The sequence below is a fragment of the Thalassovita sp. genome, assembly GCF_034670005.1.
GTDB lineage: Bacteria > Pseudomonadota > Alphaproteobacteria > Rhodobacterales > Rhodobacteraceae > Thalassobius.
In genome coordinates, this window is record NZ_JAXMOH010000002.1 from 449,248 (window position 1) to 465,903 (window position 16,656).

Sequence of the window (16,656 nt, forward strand, 5' to 3'; positions counted from 1 at the left end):
GAATCTAGCATACAAGATGTGTAGCGTATGTGACGAAAATCTGCTCGGGTTCAGCCCGCGAAGTCCGACGCCCGCACCCGTCCGAGATTGCCCAACAGCTGACGCAGGAACCCCTTGTTGGCGACGTTCGAACTGGTCACCCGGCGGGTCAGCGGCACGACCTTGCCATCTTCGAGGGTAAACCGTTCCACATTGCTGACGACCCCGCGCTTGTCAAAGCTGATCGCAACAACCTGGCGTTCGGTTACTTCCGGACGGCGATAGGCGAAATGGCGCACGCGGCTTTGAACATAGTAATAGCCACTATCGTTCAACACACCGGCCGCCCCCGGCGTGCCCACCGCTTCGGCAACACTGTCGCGGGTGTCTACGCCGACGGCAATTGCCGACAGCTCTTCTTCCGGTGGAACATATCCGTGATTACGGTATAGCGCCGTACACCCCGTCACCGACAGGATTACAATTCCGGCCACGACGGTTTTCAAAGTCTTTCCCATGAACGACATCGCTGTCCTCTTGCCTTGGCCGTTTCCGCCTTTTATCCCGCTTACAGAAGGAATGACTTCGGTTCAAGCAAAGGAACCATGCTAACCATGATCAACCTGCCCAGCGAGAAACTGCGCGTCTCCGATTTACCCACCACGCGCCCGACCCGGTTCAAACTGATCCCGGACGATGCCGAACTGCGCGCAATCGCAGATGAATTAGGGCTACTCGACCTGCGCAAACTGCGATTTGAAGGCGAGATACGGGCCGAAGGCCGCCGTGACTGGCGGCTAAAGGCAGATCTGGGCGCGACCGTTGTGCAGGCCTGTGTGGTCAGCCTTGAACCGGTCAACACCCGGATCGACGAAAAAGTGAACCGCCTGTTTGTTGCCGAGCTGCCCGAAGACAATACCGACGAAGAGGAAGTCGAAATGCCCGAGGACGATTCGATCGAAGCTCTGGGCAAGGTGATTGATCCGGCCGCCGTGATGGTCGAGGCGCTGTCGCTCGCGTTACCACTTTATCCAAGAGCCAAAGACGCCGAGTTGGATCAGACGCGGTTCACCGAACCTGGCAAGGCGGCGATGACGGATGAAGAAACCAAGCCTTTCGCCGGACTTGCCGCATTGCGCGACAAACTGGACAAGAAAGACTAGATTCGGCCGCAATTTTCTTGAAACTGCGTGGCAATGGCAAAGCGGGTCCGTATTTCAATGCTTGAGTAGAGCCGGACACGCATTTCGGCAGAAATCGAAAATCCAAACCCATTCATTATCAATCCCCCCTGCAATGTATAGGCCAGTGACAGAAAAAACACTTGCGCCTTGCGGAATTCACAGTATTTTCCGGCGCTCATCCGATTTTTGGGTTGGACATGTCGGCTTGGACCGAATATGTGCCACGAACCCACGTGAAACCGGGCCTTGTGCCCATAGGAAATTGAGGTTGTGACATGGCTGTCCAACAGAACAAAGTATCCAAGTCGCGCCGTAACAACCGCCGCGCACATGACGCGCTGGTCGCGGCAAACCCGAACGAATGCCCCAACTGTGGCGAGCTGAAGCGTCCGCATCACGTTTGCGCGTCCTGCGGCCACTATGCTGATCGCGAAGTCGTCGCTCTGGCTGACGAAATCGATCTGGACGAAGACGCGGCATAACGCAACTTTCGGGGACCGGCGTCCGCAATGACCGCTTTGCAGGATCAATCCACGGCGGGTGCAGGACGCACCATTATCTCTGTTGACGCCATGGGTGGCGACCGAGGACCGGCGGCAGTTGTCGCCGGCATTTCTCGTTCCGCGAAAGAAAATCCAGATATCGGCTTCATATTGCACGGCCCCGAGGTCGAGCTTGAAAAGCTGATCGCGCGCAAGAGGTATCTGGCCGGTCGGGTCGAGATTCGAGACGCTCAGGGCGTCGTCACGATGGAGGACAAACCTTCCTACGTGATGCGTCGTGGCAAGGATACCTCGATGTGGTCGGCGCTGGATGCGGTAAGGTCGGGCGATGCGGATGTGTGTGTGTCCTGCGGCAACACCGGTGCACTGATGGCCTTGAGCATGGTGCGCCTACGCAAGTTGCCGGGCATCAACCGTCCGGCGATTGCGGTGCTATGGCCGTCGCGAAATCCGCAAGGTTTCAATGTCATGCTGGACGTCGGTGCAGATGTGCGCGCCGACGAACGCGACCTGCTGCAATATGCCCTGATGGGGGCCTCCTACGCTCGCAACGGTCTGGATTTGCAACGGCCGCGGATTGGGCTGCTGAATGTCGGCACCGAAGAACACAAAGGCAGGGCCGAACTGAAACTGGCTCATGACCTGATCAAATCCAATGCCGACCGGGCCGGCTTGGATTTCGTTGGCTTTGTCGAAGGTAGCGATATTCCTGGTAATGTCTGCGATGTAATCGTCACCGATGGATTTACCGGCAATGTCGCGCTGAAAACCGGTGAAGGCACCGCCAGCCTGATCGGCGATCTGTTGAAAGAAGCTTTCAAGTTTTCGCCGCTGTCGCGGCTGGCTTCGGTTCTCGCTTTTACCTCGATGCAGCGCCTGAAGAAACGGATTGATCCGCGCCGGGTCAATGGCGGCGTGTTTCTTGGCCTCAATGGCACCGTTGTGAAATCGCATGGATCGGCCGATGCTACTGGCATCGCCGCAGCGGTAAAGCTGGCCCATCAGCTTTCGCAATCTGGTTTTTCTCATAAACTGGCAGCGCGGGTTGCATCGGCCACAGAGCAGGTACAAGATACCGCGACAGAGCAGTTCGAAGACGGTGAAAAAGAATGACAATACGCGCTGTTGTAAAAGGCGTTGGCCACTACCTGCCGGAACGTGTTGTTCCCAACAGCGAATTTGAAAAAAGCCTCGATACCTCGGACGAATGGATTCGCACCCGGTCCGGTATCGAACGGCGGCATTTCGCGGCAGAAGGTGAAACCACATCCGACCTCGCCGTAAACGCGGCGCGGGCGGCGTTGAAAAATGCCGGACTGCAACCCGATGATATAGACGCGATCATCGTGGCCACCTCGACCCCGGACCTGACCTTCCCTTCTGTCGGCACCATGGTGCAGGAAAAACTGGGCATGACCCGTGGCTACGGCTTTGACGTGCAGGCGGTTTGTGCCGGTTTTATCTATGCATTGACCAATGCCAATGCACTGATCCTGTCGGGGCAGGCCAACCGCGTGCTGGTGATTGGCGCAGAAACATTCAGCCGGATCATGGATTGGACCGATCGCGCGACGTGCGTTCTATTCGGCGATGGCGCCGGGGCACTGGTGCTGGAAGGCGAAGCCGGCGACGGAACCAGCGAAGATCGCGGCATTCTCGCCTCGGACCTGAATTCTGACGGGCGCTATCGCGACATGCTTTATGTCGATGGTGGTGTTTCGAGCACCGGCACCACGGGAAAATTGCGCATGCAGGGCAACGCCCTGTTCCGTCAGGCGGTGGAAAAGCTGACTTCGACTGCGGAAACGGCTCTGACAAAGGCCGGGCTGAGCCATGACGACATTGATTGGATCGTACCGCATCAGGCCAATATCCGCATCATTCGCGGCACCGCGAAAAAGCTGGGATTGTCGATGGATAACGTCATCGTCACCGTTCAGGATCACGGCAACACATCGGCGGCATCGATTCCTCTGGCTATGTCGGTGGGGGTCGAACAAGGCAAAATCAAACGGGGCGACCTGCTGGTGGCCGAAGCGATTGGCGGCGGATTGGCCTGGGGCGCGGTTGTATTGCGCTGGTAGGTCAAAATCGACTGTTTCAATGCCTCCTTACAAGCCATTGATATTGACTCGGAAATTCGCTTCCCTCATGTTTGACGAAACAATGGGGGGTCTCAGTGATGAGCGAAAAAACTCTAACCCGGATGGACTTGAGCGAAGCAATCTTCCGAGAGGTGGGGCTTTCGCGCAATGACTCGGCCCAATTGGTCGAAAGCGTGCTGAACCATATGTCCGACGCGCTGGTGCAAGGTGAGCAGGTCAAGATTTCCTCATTCGGTACCTTTTCGGTCCGGGACAAGGCTGCCCGCGTCGGGCGCAATCCCAAAACCGGGGAAGAAGTCCCGATCAATCCGCGCCGTGTCCTGACCTTCCGCCCGTCGCATCTGATGAAAGAACGGGTCGCTGCCGGAAACGCCTCGACCAAGGGGTAAAAGGGCATGGCGAAATCGCCCGACGCTTTCCGCACAATCAGCGAAGTGGCCGAATGGCTGGATCGTCCGGCTCATGTGCTGAGATTCTGGGAAAGCAAGTTCAGCCAAGTCAAACCGGTGAAACGTGCCGGCGGTCGTCGGTATTACCGGCCTCAGGACATGCTGCTCCTGGGCGGCATCAAGAAGCTGTTGCATGACGATGGTATGACCATAAAGGGCGTGCAGAAAATGCTGCGTGAACAGGGCGTGCATTCTGTCGCCGAGCTGTCGCAGCCGCTGGATGTCGATGCCGACACGATTGTGGAGGCAACCGCAAACCTGCCCGAGTCTGCGCAAGACGCCGCATCACCGGACGACGCCCTTCATGTGGATGAAGTCGAAACGGCGGCAGCCATGTCCGTTCCCGAAATTCAGCCCGTTCAGGACACCATAGCTGAGCCTGAGTCGGAGCCCGCGCCTGTTGAAGCTGTGGCAGCCGACAAAGCCCCCAAACCGCAACAGGCGACGCTTTTTGATATCGAACCGGAATCAGAGCCCGCGACGGCATCTGACGCGCCAGACCCGGACACATATCAGGCGGCGCAACCTGCTGCTGCCCCGCTGATCGCCTTGCTGGCACGTCAGGACCGATGGACCGGTGAGAACGCCGAAAAGGCCCGGTCTCTTTTGCAGCGGAGCAGGTCCCATGCTGCGGCCCTGAGGGACGCATCGAAACAAGGATGACCAAGGGCTGAAGAAAATGGTGATTGCCCCTTGCCCCTGCCCTGAAAATCGCTATGAAAGCCAAACCGTCGGGCTATAGCGCAGCCTGGTAGCGCGTCCGTCTGGGGGACGGAAGGTCGCAGGTTCGAGTCCTGCTAGCCCGACCAATTTTCCCCTATCTACCCTACCCGAAATCGCCTGCCAGCTCCTGCCGTCTCCAGACGCGCAGGATATCGGGCGCAGTCGACGCTACGTCCTGCAACAAATCCGTCCAAACGGTCGATTTTCCGCCTTCAACCGCTTGACTTGGCCGCTCTGGCACGGATGGTCTGAGGTTAGAGCGGCCGGGCCAATAGCCCAGACCGGAAGGAGGATACTATGAAAAAGACCATCGACGATTTTGTCCTTGAAAACCTGGCGGTCAGCATGGATGACGACGGGATCACCACGGTCACGCTGAACCGACCGAACAAGCGCAATGCGCTGAACGCCGACACCGTTGAGGAACTGATCGAAGTTTTCTCCACCCTGCCGCGCATGGGCGCCCGGGCTGTGGTGCTGCGCGCCGAGGGTACCCATTTCTGTGCTGGTCTGGACTTGGTGGAACATCATGACGAAGATCGCAGACCGGAAGATTTCATGCATCTCTGCCTGCGCTGGCACGAGGCGTTCAACAAGATGGAATATGGTGGCGTACCGATCATCGCCGCATTGAAGGGCGCGGTTGTCGGCGGCGGTCTGGAACTGGCCTCTTCCGCCCATATCCGGGTCGCGGATGCGTCAACCTATTTCGCCCTGCCCGAGGGCCAGCGGGGATTGTTTACCGGCGGCGGCGCGACGATCCGGGTTGCCGATCTGGTCGGCAAGGCGCGGATGATAGATATGATGCTGACCGGGCGCATCTATACTCAGGACGAAGCGATACAGGTCGGTCTGGCGCAATATCTGGTCGAAGACAGCGAAGCCAAGGCCTATGAAATCGCCCGCGCGGCGGCGGAAAATCCGCCTTTGTCGAATTTCGCCATCTGCAGCGCGATCAGCCATATGCAGAACATGTCAGCGCTGGACGCGGCCTATGCCGAATCCGTGGTGGCGGGGATCGTGAACACGCAGCCTGCCTCACGCGGACGGCTCGAAGCTTTCGCCAACAAGACCGCAGCGCGGGTAAAGCCGGGACAAAGCTGACGGCAACAGGGCGAAGTCTGGAGCAGATTTCGCCCTGTTTTCCGGGTCAGAAAACAGATTCGGCACGGCGATCCGGCCCGCAGAGCCGTAGTCTGCAAAACTTTCAGAGCGTTTTCGGCATTGAAAACGCCCTTGGCGCAAGTTTATCCGCTTTCGCTATTCCGTCCCTGCCCCGGCCTTTGCTAAGACAAGTCAATTGCAAAGGGGATATTCATGACCGGCGTTTTGCCCAGCCAGGAATTGCAGCGAATGATCGCGGCAGGCCAGATTTCGGCACAGCCCGAAATCATACCTGAACAGATCCAACCCGCCAGCCTCGATTTGCGGCTGGGCACGCGGGCTTGGCGTGTGCGTGCCTCGTTCCTGGCCGGGCATGGCCGTACGGTGCAGGACCGGCTGGCAGAATTCGAAATGCACCAGATCGACCTGACCCAAGGGGCGGTGCTGGAAAAAGGCTGCGTCTATGTCGTGCCGCTAATGGAGGTGCTGGACCTGCCCGAGGGTATCCAGGCCGTGGCCAACGCCAAAAGCTCCACCGGCAGGCTGGACCTGCTGACCCGAACGATTACCGATGGCGGCGAGGAATTCGACCGTATTCAGCCCGGGTATCAAGGCCCGCTCTACGCCGAGATTTGTCCGCGGTCCTTTTCGGTTCTGGTCCGTCCCGGCATGCGGCTCAATCAGATCCGGTTCCGCGATGGACAAGCGGTGCTCAGCGATGACGCGCTGCGCGCATTGCACGCACACACCCCATTGGTCGATGGCGAGGCGGTGATCAGCGAAGGCTTGGGATTTTCGGTCGATCTGAAACCGGACTCGGGCACATTGGTGGGCTACCGCGCCAAACCGCATACCGGGGTGATCGATCTGGACCGGATCGGCGAATACGATCCGGCGGAATATTGGGAAGAGGTGCGCACAGAGAACGGTCAGATCATCCTCGATCCCGGCGCATTCTATATTCTGGTCAGCCGCGAAGCGGTACATATTCCACCCGAATATGCCGCTGAAATGGCCCCCTATCTGGCGATGGTGGGGGAATTCCGGGTGCATTACGCAGGCTTCTTCGACCCTGGGTTCGGCCATGCAGCGGCTGGCGGTGCCGGATCGCGCGGAGTGCTGGAAGTACGCTGTCACGAAGCCCCGTTCGTTTTGGAACATGGGCAGGTCGTCGGGCGACTGGTCTATGAAAAGATGGCAGAAGTACCAGAACAGATTTACGGTGCGGGCATTGCTTCGAATTATCAGGGGCAAGGTTTGAAACTGTCGAAGCATTTCCGCACCTCCTGACGACACCCGGAGCAGCCATGCTGAAATCCGCGCTGACATCGCTGTGCCTTGGCGGACTGCTTCTGACTGCCTGTTCCGCGCCAGATGGCACATCGGCCCCTTACAGCCCGTTTGCCACCCATCGCATTGACGTGGTGATGCCCGCCAACGCTCCGGCCATCGGACAGCAATTCCGGGTGGTTTCCGATCACGCGGATCAGGGCGGTAAGGGCGGCAATCATCTGGGCATTGATCTGCTGGCACCACGAGGCGCACCGGTTCTGGCCGCCGCCGATGGCGTGGTCGTCGCCTCGTTTTATGAACCGGCCTATGGCAACCGGGTGCAAATCTCCCACGGGTTGGACAGCGAAGGCCGACGGGTCAGCACGAGGTCTGTGCATCTCAACAAGCGACTGGTGGCAAAGGGCGACAAGGTCGTACGCGGTCAGAAGATTGGCGAAGTGGGATCGACCGGGGCGCTGGCTGGGACGCTCAACCATCTGCATTTCGAAGTCCATGTAGCAGGATTGGGGGCGGTCGATCCGCATCTTTTTTGGGCCAATGGCCTTGGCAAAGTCACTTGTTTCGATCCCGTCCGGCCACAGCCCGACAGCCCGGTCCGACTGACCTATCCGGTCCATTGCCACTAAGGGTGCCGTAGCGTCACGCCCCTCCGGCCCTGTTTGGGCTTTTTCATTTCCGGGTGAAGGCGTTATCGCAGAATTAAGATGCTGACCAAACCTGTTCCCCTCCTGACTGCAACGATCGGCGTTGTCGGCGCCAATTCTCTGGTGCTGCCGCCAATTGCAACCGTGGTGGCGCAGGATCTGGGTGTGTTGCCCGGCGATATCATTCAGGCGATGGGCGCTTATGGCGCGGGCACCGCGTTGTCGGCCTTGGTTCTGGCCCCCCGGGCCGACAGGATCGGGGCGGACCGGGCATTGCGCCATGCCTGCGCGATGCTGATTGTAGCATTGTCGATTTCTGCACTGGCACCAAGCATACTGATTCTGCTGATCGGCCATGCGATTGCGGGGATTGGCGCCGGCATGGCGCTGCCAGCGATCTACTCACTGGCGGCACAGGTCGGCCCCAAGGGGCGCGAGAAACAGACGATCGGCACGGTTCTGACCGGATGGACGCTGAGCCTGGTCGGCGGTGTGGTTCTGGCCTCGGCCCTGGCCGATATCGCGGGCTGGCGCAGTGTTTATGGATTGATGGCGGGGATGACCGTCGTGATCTGGTTCTTACTGGGCCGCTGCGACATGCGGGTAGAGGTTTTCGCCACCGCCCCAACATCGCCGCTGACCGGGTTACAAGTGCCCGGTATCAGCCGCGGATTGCTGTCCAACGCTTTGCTGATGTTGGGGTTCTTCGGCGCTTACAGCTTCATGGGGCCGCATGTGGTCGACACCTTGGGACTGACGGTTTCAGCCGCCGGTCTGGTCACTTTCGCTTATGGCAGCGGGTTCGGTCTGGCGGTGTTTTTGGATCGGTTCGTCGACCGGTTACCGCCCGGGCGCGCCTCTGCATTGGCCTTTGCCGGTTTGTTGATCGGCTACGGGTTGATGGCCTTCTCAGCTCAGGTTTTCATGCTGTTGCTGGCCGCGGCTTTTGTCTGGGGAGTGTTTCAGCACTTTGCCCTGAATGCAGTGGTGGCACGACTGACGGCGCTTGACCCAGCTCAGCGCGGTGCAATCATGGGGCTGAATTCGGCCAGCACCTATCTGTGTGTATTGGGGGGCGCAATGCTGTTCAGATTGCCTTATGAGGCGGCGGGATGGCCAGCTTGCCTAATGGTATCTGCGCTTTGCGCAGCCTGCGCCTGTGTGGAGGCGCTGTGGCCTCGTCGTATCACTTGGTCAGCCGACGGCTGATCCGGGCGGCCTGACGGGCGCGTTTGGCGGTCTGGCGGATCTGCTTCGATTGGCCATCGTTTTTCGACAACGTATTCATCCCGGCATTCACGCCCTTGTTGACGAAGGTGCGGATCACCTGCCGGACGATCATGTTGATCAGTTGGGTCGCGTTCATTCTGCTCTCCTGCGCTTGTTACATCATAATATGGGCGAGAATTGTGCCAATTTGAGGGCGTGAGACAAAGAAGAAGGCTCCGGGGACACAGCCCCTACCGGAACTGTGGCCAAATCGAGCTGCTAGTCCTCGAACATTTCGCCTTGATCGTCGTCATCGAGGACCTCATCCTCTTCGCCTTCGACCAGTGTCGGCATGGCACCGGGCGGTGGCCGGTTGTCCAGCAATCCGGCGGAACGCAATTCCTTCAGTCCTGGCAGATCGCGGGCGTTTTCCAGCCCGAAATGGTCGAGGAATTCCTGTGTTACCACAAAAGTGACTGGCCGTCCCGGCGTCATCCGGCGCCGACCAAAGCGAATCCATTCCATTTCCAACAACTGGTCAACGGTACCACGGCTCACGCTGACGCCCCGGATTTCTTCGATTTCGGCGCGGGTGACGGGTTGATGATAGGCGATGATCGCCAGTGTTTCGATCGCGGCGCGGCTCAGTTTGCGCATCTCGACGGTTTCTTTCTGCATCAGAAACCCCAGATCGGGTGCCGTCCGAATGGCCCAGGCATCGCCGACCCGCACCACATGAACGCCACGCCCTTCATAGCGTTTGCGCAAATGAACCAATGCTTCGGCAGCATCGCACCCATGCGGCATGCGGGATTCCAGATCGCGCACCGACAGCGGTTCGGCCGACGCGAACAGCATCGCTTCGACCATGCGTTCCTGTTCACCGATTGGCGGTGCTTCAAACAGGCTTTCTTCCTGCGGTTCGGTCAGTGCGGCAGGGTCTTGCGCCATTTCCTCAGCCATCGCGGCCTTCCCTCCTGCGCAGTTCAATTGGTTCGAACAGGCCGCCCTGACGCAGTTCGACCTTGCCTTCCTTGGCCAGTTCCAGCGAGGCGGCAAAGGTGGCTGCGGTGGCCGACCGGCGCTTGACCGGATCGCTTTCCCAACCGGCGGGGAAGTAGCTGTTGATATCGGTCCAGCTTCCTGCGAATCCGATCAATCCACGCATCCGTTCCAGCGCCTGTTCCATCGTATAGACCGAATCCCGGTCCATCACGAAGGGCCGGAATTCATCCTTGGTCCGGAGCCGGGCATAGCCCTGCATCAGATCGAGTAGCGTCGCCGAATAGGTCACACGCTTGATCCGCTCGACCCCTTCGGGCAGGCCGCGGACAAAGAAATCGCGGCCCTTCTGGTCACGCGCCATCAGCTTGGCAGCGGCATCGCGCATCGCCTGCAACCGTTCCAGCTGAAACGCCAGATGCGCGGCCAGTTCTTCGCCAGAGGGGCCTTCTTCAGTGGGGTCGGGCGGCAGTAGCAGCCGCGATTTGAGGAAGGCCAGCCAAGCCGCCATCACCAGATAATCGGCGGCAAGTTCGATGCGCAATGCCTTGGCCTGTTCGACAAAGGCCAGGTATTGTTCGGCCAGTTGCAGGATCGAAATTTTACGCAGATCAACTTTTTGGGTACGCGACAACATCAATAACAGGTCGAGCGGGCCTTCAAAGCCATCAACATCAACGATCAGGGATTCCGCCACCAACCGTTCGGCAACGCTCTGCCCTTCTGCTTTGTCTTCTTCGAAATCGTCTTCAGCCATGCCCGCGCCCGTTCAACAGCGCGTCCAGCTTGGCCCTGAGGGCAGAAATGTCAACCTCGTGGGGTTCGTTGCGGGCACCGAGCGCCCGTTCCGCCCGTCCCTGCCCGGCCTCTGACAACCGCCCGGCAGCATCAGACACCATGCGTTTTTCATCCAGAGTACCGTTGCAATGCAGGATCACATCGCAACCCGCCGCGATGGCGGCGCGGCTAAGGTCAGACAGATCGCCCCGGAGCGCCTTCATCGAGATATCGTCGGTCATGATCAGCCCATCGAAGCCGATATCGTCCCGGATCAGCTGCATCATCACTGGCGACAGGGTCGCGGGGCGCGGATCAATCTGGTCATAAACCAAATGCGCCGTCATCCCCATCGGCAGATCATTCAGCGCCTTGAACGGCGCAAAATCGATCTGATCGAGACTGCCGCGCGGGGCGGATACCACGGGCAGGTCAAGATGGCTGTCCACCACTGCGCGGCCATGGCCGGGAATATGTTTCAGAACCGGAAGCACACCGCCATCAAGCAAACCATTCGCCACCGACCGGCCCAGATCAGCCACCGTTTCGGCATCGAAACCATAGCAGCGGTTTTGCAAAAATATGTGTGTGTCTGGGGTCGCCACGTCGACCAGAGGGGCGCAATTGCTGTCCACCCCCACCGCGCGCAATTCATGCGCGATGATGCGATAGCGCAGATACATCGCCTCTGCCGCCGCATCCCCGGCCGCCTGCGCATGATCAAGCGGCGGCAACCATTGGGTGCCGAGCGGCGGGCGCAACCGCTGCACCCGTCCACCTTCCTGGTCGATGGTGATCGGCGCGGCGCGTCCGACCGCATCGCGCAGATCGTTGCACAATGCGCGGATCTGATCAGCCGTGTCGATATTGCGGGCAAACAGAATGAACCCGAAAGGATCGGCATCGCGGAAGAACGTCTTTTCTTCCGGGCTTAGCCGCAGCCCGAGCGGATCGAGGATCGTCGCGCCGAACCGGTTCACTTGGTCGTCACCGGGATGCATTCGGCCTTTTCGGCTACCAGAGCCGAACAGAAACGGCGTGCTTCGCTGATATCGGCGAAACCGTGAGCGCGCAGACGATAGAACACCCGCCCGCCGCTTTCAGCCTTTTGGATCACCCGTTTCTTGTCTTCCAGAAAATCGGTAAAACGGGATGCCATGCGATCCCATTCCTTGCGCGCCACCTCAGCGCTTTCATAGGCACCGAGCTGGGCCAGTCTTGTTCCCGGCGGAAGCGTCGCGGGGTCGATATCGATGCTCAGGGCGTCTGCTGTCGCCGCCGGATCGGTCGAGGCAATCTGACGCCCACCCGCGGGCCGCTGTCGAGGTCGCAGCGAAATACCAAGGCCGAGCCTGGGAGAGTGATCCGCAGTTTCGGTCGCCGCATCTTCTGCTGATGCAGCGAGGTCGGGCTCGGCCTGCGCGGCGCTCTGCGGGTCTGACCCCGAACTGATCGGGGCGGAATCTCCGGTCAATTCCTCGACCAGCGCCTCGACCGACAGGTTTGGGTCTGCGGGTTTGGCGGCCTGTACGTGGGCCCTCGGGGTCAACTTGATAAGGTTCAGTTTGGCAGTCGGGCTGTCCTCTGCGGTCAGTCCGACCGGACGCGGGGCCAAAATCAGACGATCAGCAGGTTTTTCCGCCACGCCTTCGGCGGCCACTTTGTTCACAGCCAGACCCTGATTTTGCGCCGGAGCGCCACCGGGGTCTTCGGGCATCACCCGCATCGGGCCCGATGCAGCGCGGACCACCGGAACGCCGCTGACATCTCGTATGACCAGCTTGTACCCCCAGATCCCGACGCCAACCATAAGCCCCAGCGACACCGCCGCCCCGGCCCAGTTAACAATCGATCCGATGGATTTGCCCGTCGCGGGCGCGGAACTGCGCCCGTCTGCCTGATACTCCGCCATAATCGCCTCTCGTGCTGACAGGCGTTCCCTGTCATCTGCTGCTCGACACGTTCCGGCGGCGGTGCGTTAGCGCATCTCTTCCACCGGAGTTACGCCCAGAATACCAAGACCTGCGGAAATAACAACGGCCACAGCCCTTGCAAGGGCGATTTTTGCCTGACTGGCAATCGCATCATCCTCTTGCAGGAAGCGCAGCGATGTATCTTCGTTGCCCCGGTTCCACAGAGAATGGAACGCGCTGGCCAGATCATAGAGGTAAAACGCCACCCGGTGCGGTTCGTTATGACGGGCGGCGATTTCAACCAGTCGCGGCCATTCGGCCAGCGTTTTGGCAACGGCGAGCTCTGCCTCATGGCTCAGTTGCGACAGATCGGCCCCGGCAAGTGTGGCGTCATCAACGGCCAGACCGGCCTCTTCGGCCTTGCGCAGTACCGAATAGATCCGGGCATTGGCATATTGCACGTAGAAAACCGGATTGTCCTTGGACTGCTCCAACACCTTGTCAAAATCGAAATCCAGCGGCGCGTCGTTTTTCCGGGTCAGCATGTGGAACCGGGTGACGTCCATCCCCACCTGTTCAACCACGTCGCGCAGCGTCACGAAGGTACCGGCGCGTTTCGACATCTTGAACGGCTCGCCATTCTTATACAGTTTGACCAGCTGGATCAGCTTGATGTCCAGTGGCACCCGGCCTTCGGACAGGGCCGCGACGGCGGCTTTCATGCGCTTGACATAGCCACCATGATCGGCGCCGAAAACGTCGATCAGCATGTCGAAACCGCGTTCCACCTTGGTCCAGTGATAGGCGATATCGGGGGCGAAATAGGTCCATGCGCCATCCGATTTCATCACCGGGCGATCGACATCGTCGCCATATTCGGTAGATTTGAACAAGGTCTGTTCGCGTTCTTCCCAATCCTCTGGCAGCTTGCCCTTGGGCGGTTCCAAAACACCTTCGTAGATCAGGCCCAGCCCTTTCAAACGCTCCAGCGCGGCCTCGATCTGGCCAGTGCCATAGAGCGCTTTTTCCGAAGAATAGACATCCATCTTGACGCCGAGGCTGGCCAAATCCTGACGGATCATTTCCATCATGGCCTCGATCGAGAAATCACGAATATCTGTCAGCCACTCAGATTCAGGCTTGTCCAGCAGGGTCGGCCCATATTTTTCCTTCAGCGCTTTACCCACCGGAATCAGGTAGTCACCGGGATATAGACCGTCGGCGATTTCGGGTTCCAGCCCGTTGGCTTCGCGGTAGCGCTCATAGGCTGAGCGCGCCAGCACATCGACCTGCGCACCGCCGTCGTTGATGTAATATTCACGGGTGACATCGAAACCAGCGTAGTCCAGCAGGCTGGACAACGCGTCGCCGAACACCGCCCCGCGGGTGTGGCCGACATGCATCGGGCCGGTTGGATTGGCCGAAACGAATTCGACATTGACCTTTTTACCCTGCCCGAGGCCGGAGCGGCCATAGGCCTCGCCATCGTTCAGCGCGGTTTTCACAATGCTCTGCCACAGCGACGGCGCGAGCCGCAGATTCAGGAAACCGGGACCGGCGACTTCGGCGCTGATGATACGCTCATCCGTGGCCAGTTTGAGCGCCAGTTTATCGGCAATGTCGCGCGGTTTCATCCCGGCGGGTTTAGCCAGAACCATCGCGGCATTGGTCGCCATGTCGCCATGCGCAGCGTCGCGTGGCGGTTCGACCGCCACATTGGCGAAATCCAGCCCTTCGGGCAGATCGCCTTCGGCACTCATTTGCGCCAGCATGTCCACCACGAGTACGCGCAGGTCGGAAAACAGGTTCATCGGTCAAACTTCCTTCTAGCTTGGCCGGGGTTTAGCATGCGAAGGCGAAAGGTCAACCGGTGCCCGGCCCGCGCAACAGGGGCGACGGGACGCTATCCCGGCAGCGAATAGCATCAAGGTTAGCTGCGGTCAGGCCTCGCTTTGTGCTTTCTGCTTCGGTTTCGGCGGAGCGAAATAAATCAACCGAACACCGTCACCACCTTTCAGGCTGCTGTCTTCGCGTGGGAAGCGCAATTCACCCTTGGGGTAGATCGCCGTGACCAGCAGGGCATCGGGCCGTTCGACGCGCCATTGCTCGAAGTCGTATTCTTCGCTGAGCGTGGTGCTGCGGAATTCCCAGCCTGCGCGGGTCAGTGCTTGCAATTCATCGAAACTGCGGCCTTGGGCAAAGACCCGCCCGCCCAGCGTCGCAGGCAGCGCATGACGTGCCTGCCCCTCTTTGGCACGCGCCAGCTGGAAAACATTGTCGCGGCCGTATTCCGGCGCGAGGTCGGTCGTCACCAGTGTGTTGTAAGCGTCATTATCGGTCAGCGCGACCAGCCGCGCATATTGCGCCAATTCAAGATTATGTTCGGCCGCCTCGGACAGGACATCGCCGAAAAAGGTAGACAGGCCCAATTGCCGCGCCGTCCGCAGATGGCTGCGGTTGGGATCGGTCAGCAGGACCGGCACCCCCGACTTTTGCAGCGCTTCGGCCAGTGCCGTGCTCCAGCCCGAGCCACCAACCAGAAGCACACCGGGCGTATCCGACCCGGCCAGCCCCAGCAGTTGCGCCAACGGTTTCAGGGTAAAGCCATGCAACACCACAGTGACCGCGACCAGCGCAAAGGCCAGTGGTGCCACCAACGCGCCATCCTCGATCCCCACCGCGGCAAGCCGTTCACCGAACAGACCCGCCACCGCGACCAGAACCACCCCGCGCGGTCCAGTCAGAGCGATCAGCAGTTTTTCCCGCCACGGCAGACCGGTCCCGACCAGTGAAATAAGCACGGTCAATGGCCGTGCCACGCCGATCACCAGCCCGATGAACAGCGCCGCACGCCAGTTCAACCTTTCCAGCATCGCAAAATCCAGTGATGCGGCCAGCAAGATGAACACGCCCGAGACCAACAGCACGGTAGCATGTTCCTTGAACCGCCTGATTTCAGCATAAGAAGGCAGTTCGGCATTGGCGATCACCACCCCCATGATCGTGACGGCCAACAGCCCGCTTTCATGCAAGCCCGCATCGGACAAGGCGAACACGCCAACCAGAACGACGAAAAGCACCGGCACTTTCATATATTCCGGCACCAGCCCCCGCTTGAAGGCCGTCGCCAGCCCATACCCCGCAGCCGCGCCCAACACGGTTGCAAGGGCAATCCCCAGGATCAGTTCCTGCGCGGCATCGCCTGCGGTTGCTGCGGTATGCCTGACGATGACAACCTCGAAGGCAAAAACCGCCGCCAAAGCGCCAATCGGGTCGTTCAGGATTGCCTCCCATTGCAGCAGCGCCGCTGGCCGCCGGGCCAGCCGGGCCTGCCGCAGCAGTGGCGCGATCACGGTGGGACCGGTCACGATCATGATGCCGCCGAACACGGCAGAGGTCGCCCAGCCCAACCCAGCCCCGTAATGCAGCGTCAGGGCGGAACTGAGCCAGCCCAGCGGCGCACCGATGAACACCAACCGACGCACCCCCTTGGCGGCATCGCTTAGCTTGTGCCGGTTCAGTGTCAGACCGCCTTCGAACAGGATGATCGCCACAGCCAGGGATACGATGGGCGCAACCAGCGGTCCGATATCACGCGCGGGATCCAACAATCCGGTCACCGGCCCGGCGACGATGCCGGCCACCAGCATCAGAACGATGGCCGGCAATTGCAGCCGCCAGGCGATATATTGCGCCCCAACACCCAAAGCGCCCACCAAGGCAATCGCGGTGATCGGTGTCAGTCCGGCCTCGGCCCCAGGTATCGCCATC

At 59.9% G+C, this 16,656-nt stretch carries 18 protein-coding genes and 1 tRNA gene; 11 read left to right on the top strand and 8 right to left on the bottom strand.

Annotation, left to right across the window (positions count from 1 at the left end; genetic code table 11):
* Positions 1-50: 50 nt before the first annotated feature.
* Positions 51-506, bottom strand: a complete 456-nt coding sequence (locus VOI23_RS06050) for an outer membrane protein assembly factor BamE (RefSeq protein ID WP_416376509.1) — start codon at positions 504-506, stop codon at positions 51-53.
* Between the two features lie 78 nt (positions 507-584).
* Here VOI23_RS06050 and VOI23_RS06055 point away from each other — a divergent pair, with 78 nt between their 5' ends.
* The 11 genes from VOI23_RS06055 to VOI23_RS06105 all read left to right on the top strand — a co-directional run bounded on the left by VOI23_RS06055 (position 585) and on the right by VOI23_RS06105 (position 9,193).
* Positions 585-1,142, top strand: coding sequence for a YceD family protein (locus tag VOI23_RS06055; RefSeq protein ID WP_416376510.1), 558 nt, complete (start codon positions 585-587; stop codon positions 1,140-1,142).
* 296 nt (positions 1,143-1,438) lie between these two features.
* Positions 1,439-1,645 (top strand): 50S ribosomal protein L32, encoded by a 207-nt coding sequence (rpmF, locus tag VOI23_RS06060; RefSeq protein ID WP_323783039.1) that lies wholly within the window; start codon positions 1,439-1,441, stop codon positions 1,643-1,645.
* Positions 1,646-1,672: 27 nt separating this feature from the next.
* On the top strand, positions 1,673-2,779 hold the full coding sequence (gene plsX, locus VOI23_RS06065; RefSeq protein ID WP_323783042.1) for a phosphate acyltransferase PlsX: 1,107 nt from the start codon (positions 1,673-1,675) through the stop codon (positions 2,777-2,779).
* A complete protein-coding gene (locus VOI23_RS06070; protein WP_323783046.1) occupies positions 2,776-3,750 on the top strand; it encodes a beta-ketoacyl-ACP synthase III in 975 nt (324 codons plus the stop codon). The genes plsX and VOI23_RS06070 overlap by 4 nt, the downstream gene beginning before the upstream one ends.
* Positions 3,751-3,848: 98 nt before the next feature.
* Positions 3,849-4,160: an integration host factor subunit alpha gene (gene ihfA, locus VOI23_RS06075; RefSeq protein WP_323783049.1), complete on the top strand. Its 312-nt coding sequence runs from the start codon at positions 3,849-3,851 to the stop codon at positions 4,158-4,160.
* Positions 4,161-4,166: 6 nt separating this feature from the next.
* Complete coding sequence (locus tag VOI23_RS06080; protein ID WP_323783052.1) at positions 4,167-4,883, top strand: MerR family transcriptional regulator; 717 nt, start codon at positions 4,167-4,169, stop codon at positions 4,881-4,883.
* 69 nt (positions 4,884-4,952) lie between these two features.
* Positions 4,953-5,029: transfer RNA gene (locus VOI23_RS06085), tRNA-Pro, on the top strand.
* Positions 5,030-5,240: 211 nt separating this feature from the next.
* A complete protein-coding gene (locus VOI23_RS06090) occupies positions 5,241-6,047 on the top strand; it encodes a crotonase/enoyl-CoA hydratase family protein (protein WP_323783055.1) in 807 nt (268 codons plus the stop codon).
* Positions 6,048-6,260: 213 nt separating this feature from the next.
* Complete coding sequence (locus VOI23_RS06095; protein ID WP_323783058.1) at positions 6,261-7,337, top strand: 2'-deoxycytidine 5'-triphosphate deaminase; 1,077 nt, start codon at positions 6,261-6,263, stop codon at positions 7,335-7,337.
* Between the two features lie 17 nt (positions 7,338-7,354).
* Complete coding sequence (locus VOI23_RS06100; protein WP_323783061.1) at positions 7,355-7,966, top strand: M23 family metallopeptidase; 612 nt, start codon at positions 7,355-7,357, stop codon at positions 7,964-7,966.
* A 78-nt stretch (positions 7,967-8,044) separates the two neighbouring features.
* Positions 8,045-9,193, top strand: a complete 1,149-nt coding sequence (locus VOI23_RS06105) for an MFS transporter (RefSeq protein ID WP_323783063.1) — start codon at positions 8,045-8,047, stop codon at positions 9,191-9,193.
* On the opposite strand, the gene VOI23_RS06110 is transcribed toward VOI23_RS06105, so the two are convergent.
* The 7 genes from VOI23_RS06110 to VOI23_RS06140 form a co-directional block, all read right to left on the bottom strand.
* Positions 9,171-9,350 (bottom strand): hypothetical protein, encoded by a 180-nt coding sequence (locus tag VOI23_RS06110; protein WP_323783066.1) that lies wholly within the window; start codon positions 9,348-9,350, stop codon positions 9,171-9,173. The two genes, VOI23_RS06105 and VOI23_RS06110, sit on opposite strands and share 23 nt — an antisense overlap.
* 122 nt (positions 9,351-9,472) lie before the next feature.
* A complete protein-coding gene (gene scpB, locus VOI23_RS06115; protein ID WP_416376511.1) occupies positions 9,473-10,156 on the bottom strand; it encodes an SMC-Scp complex subunit ScpB in 684 nt (227 codons plus the stop codon).
* Entirely contained in the window at positions 10,149-10,952 is an 804-nt protein-coding gene (locus VOI23_RS06120) for a ScpA family protein (RefSeq protein WP_323783069.1), read from the bottom strand. The genes scpB and VOI23_RS06120 overlap by 8 nt, the downstream gene beginning before the upstream one ends.
* Positions 10,945-11,973 carry a beta-N-acetylhexosaminidase gene (nagZ, locus tag VOI23_RS06125; RefSeq protein ID WP_323783071.1) on the bottom strand — a complete coding sequence of 343 codons (1,029 nt, stop codon included), beginning with the start codon at positions 11,971-11,973 and terminating at the stop codon, positions 10,945-10,947. The genes VOI23_RS06120 and nagZ overlap by 8 nt, the downstream gene beginning before the upstream one ends.
* Positions 11,949-12,884, bottom strand: a complete 936-nt coding sequence (locus tag VOI23_RS06130) for an SPOR domain-containing protein (protein ID WP_323783074.1) — start codon at positions 12,882-12,884, stop codon at positions 11,949-11,951. Before VOI23_RS06130 ends, nagZ begins: the two co-directional genes overlap by 25 nt.
* Before the next feature lie 66 nt (positions 12,885-12,950).
* A complete protein-coding gene (gene argS, locus VOI23_RS06135) occupies positions 12,951-14,696 on the bottom strand; it encodes an arginine--tRNA ligase (RefSeq protein WP_323783077.1) in 1,746 nt (581 codons plus the stop codon).
* A 129-nt stretch (positions 14,697-14,825) separates the two neighbouring features.
* Positions 14,826-16,655, bottom strand: a complete 1,830-nt coding sequence (locus VOI23_RS06140) for a cation:proton antiporter (RefSeq protein WP_323783080.1) — start codon at positions 16,653-16,655, stop codon at positions 14,826-14,828.
* Position 16,656 lies beyond the last annotated feature (1 nt).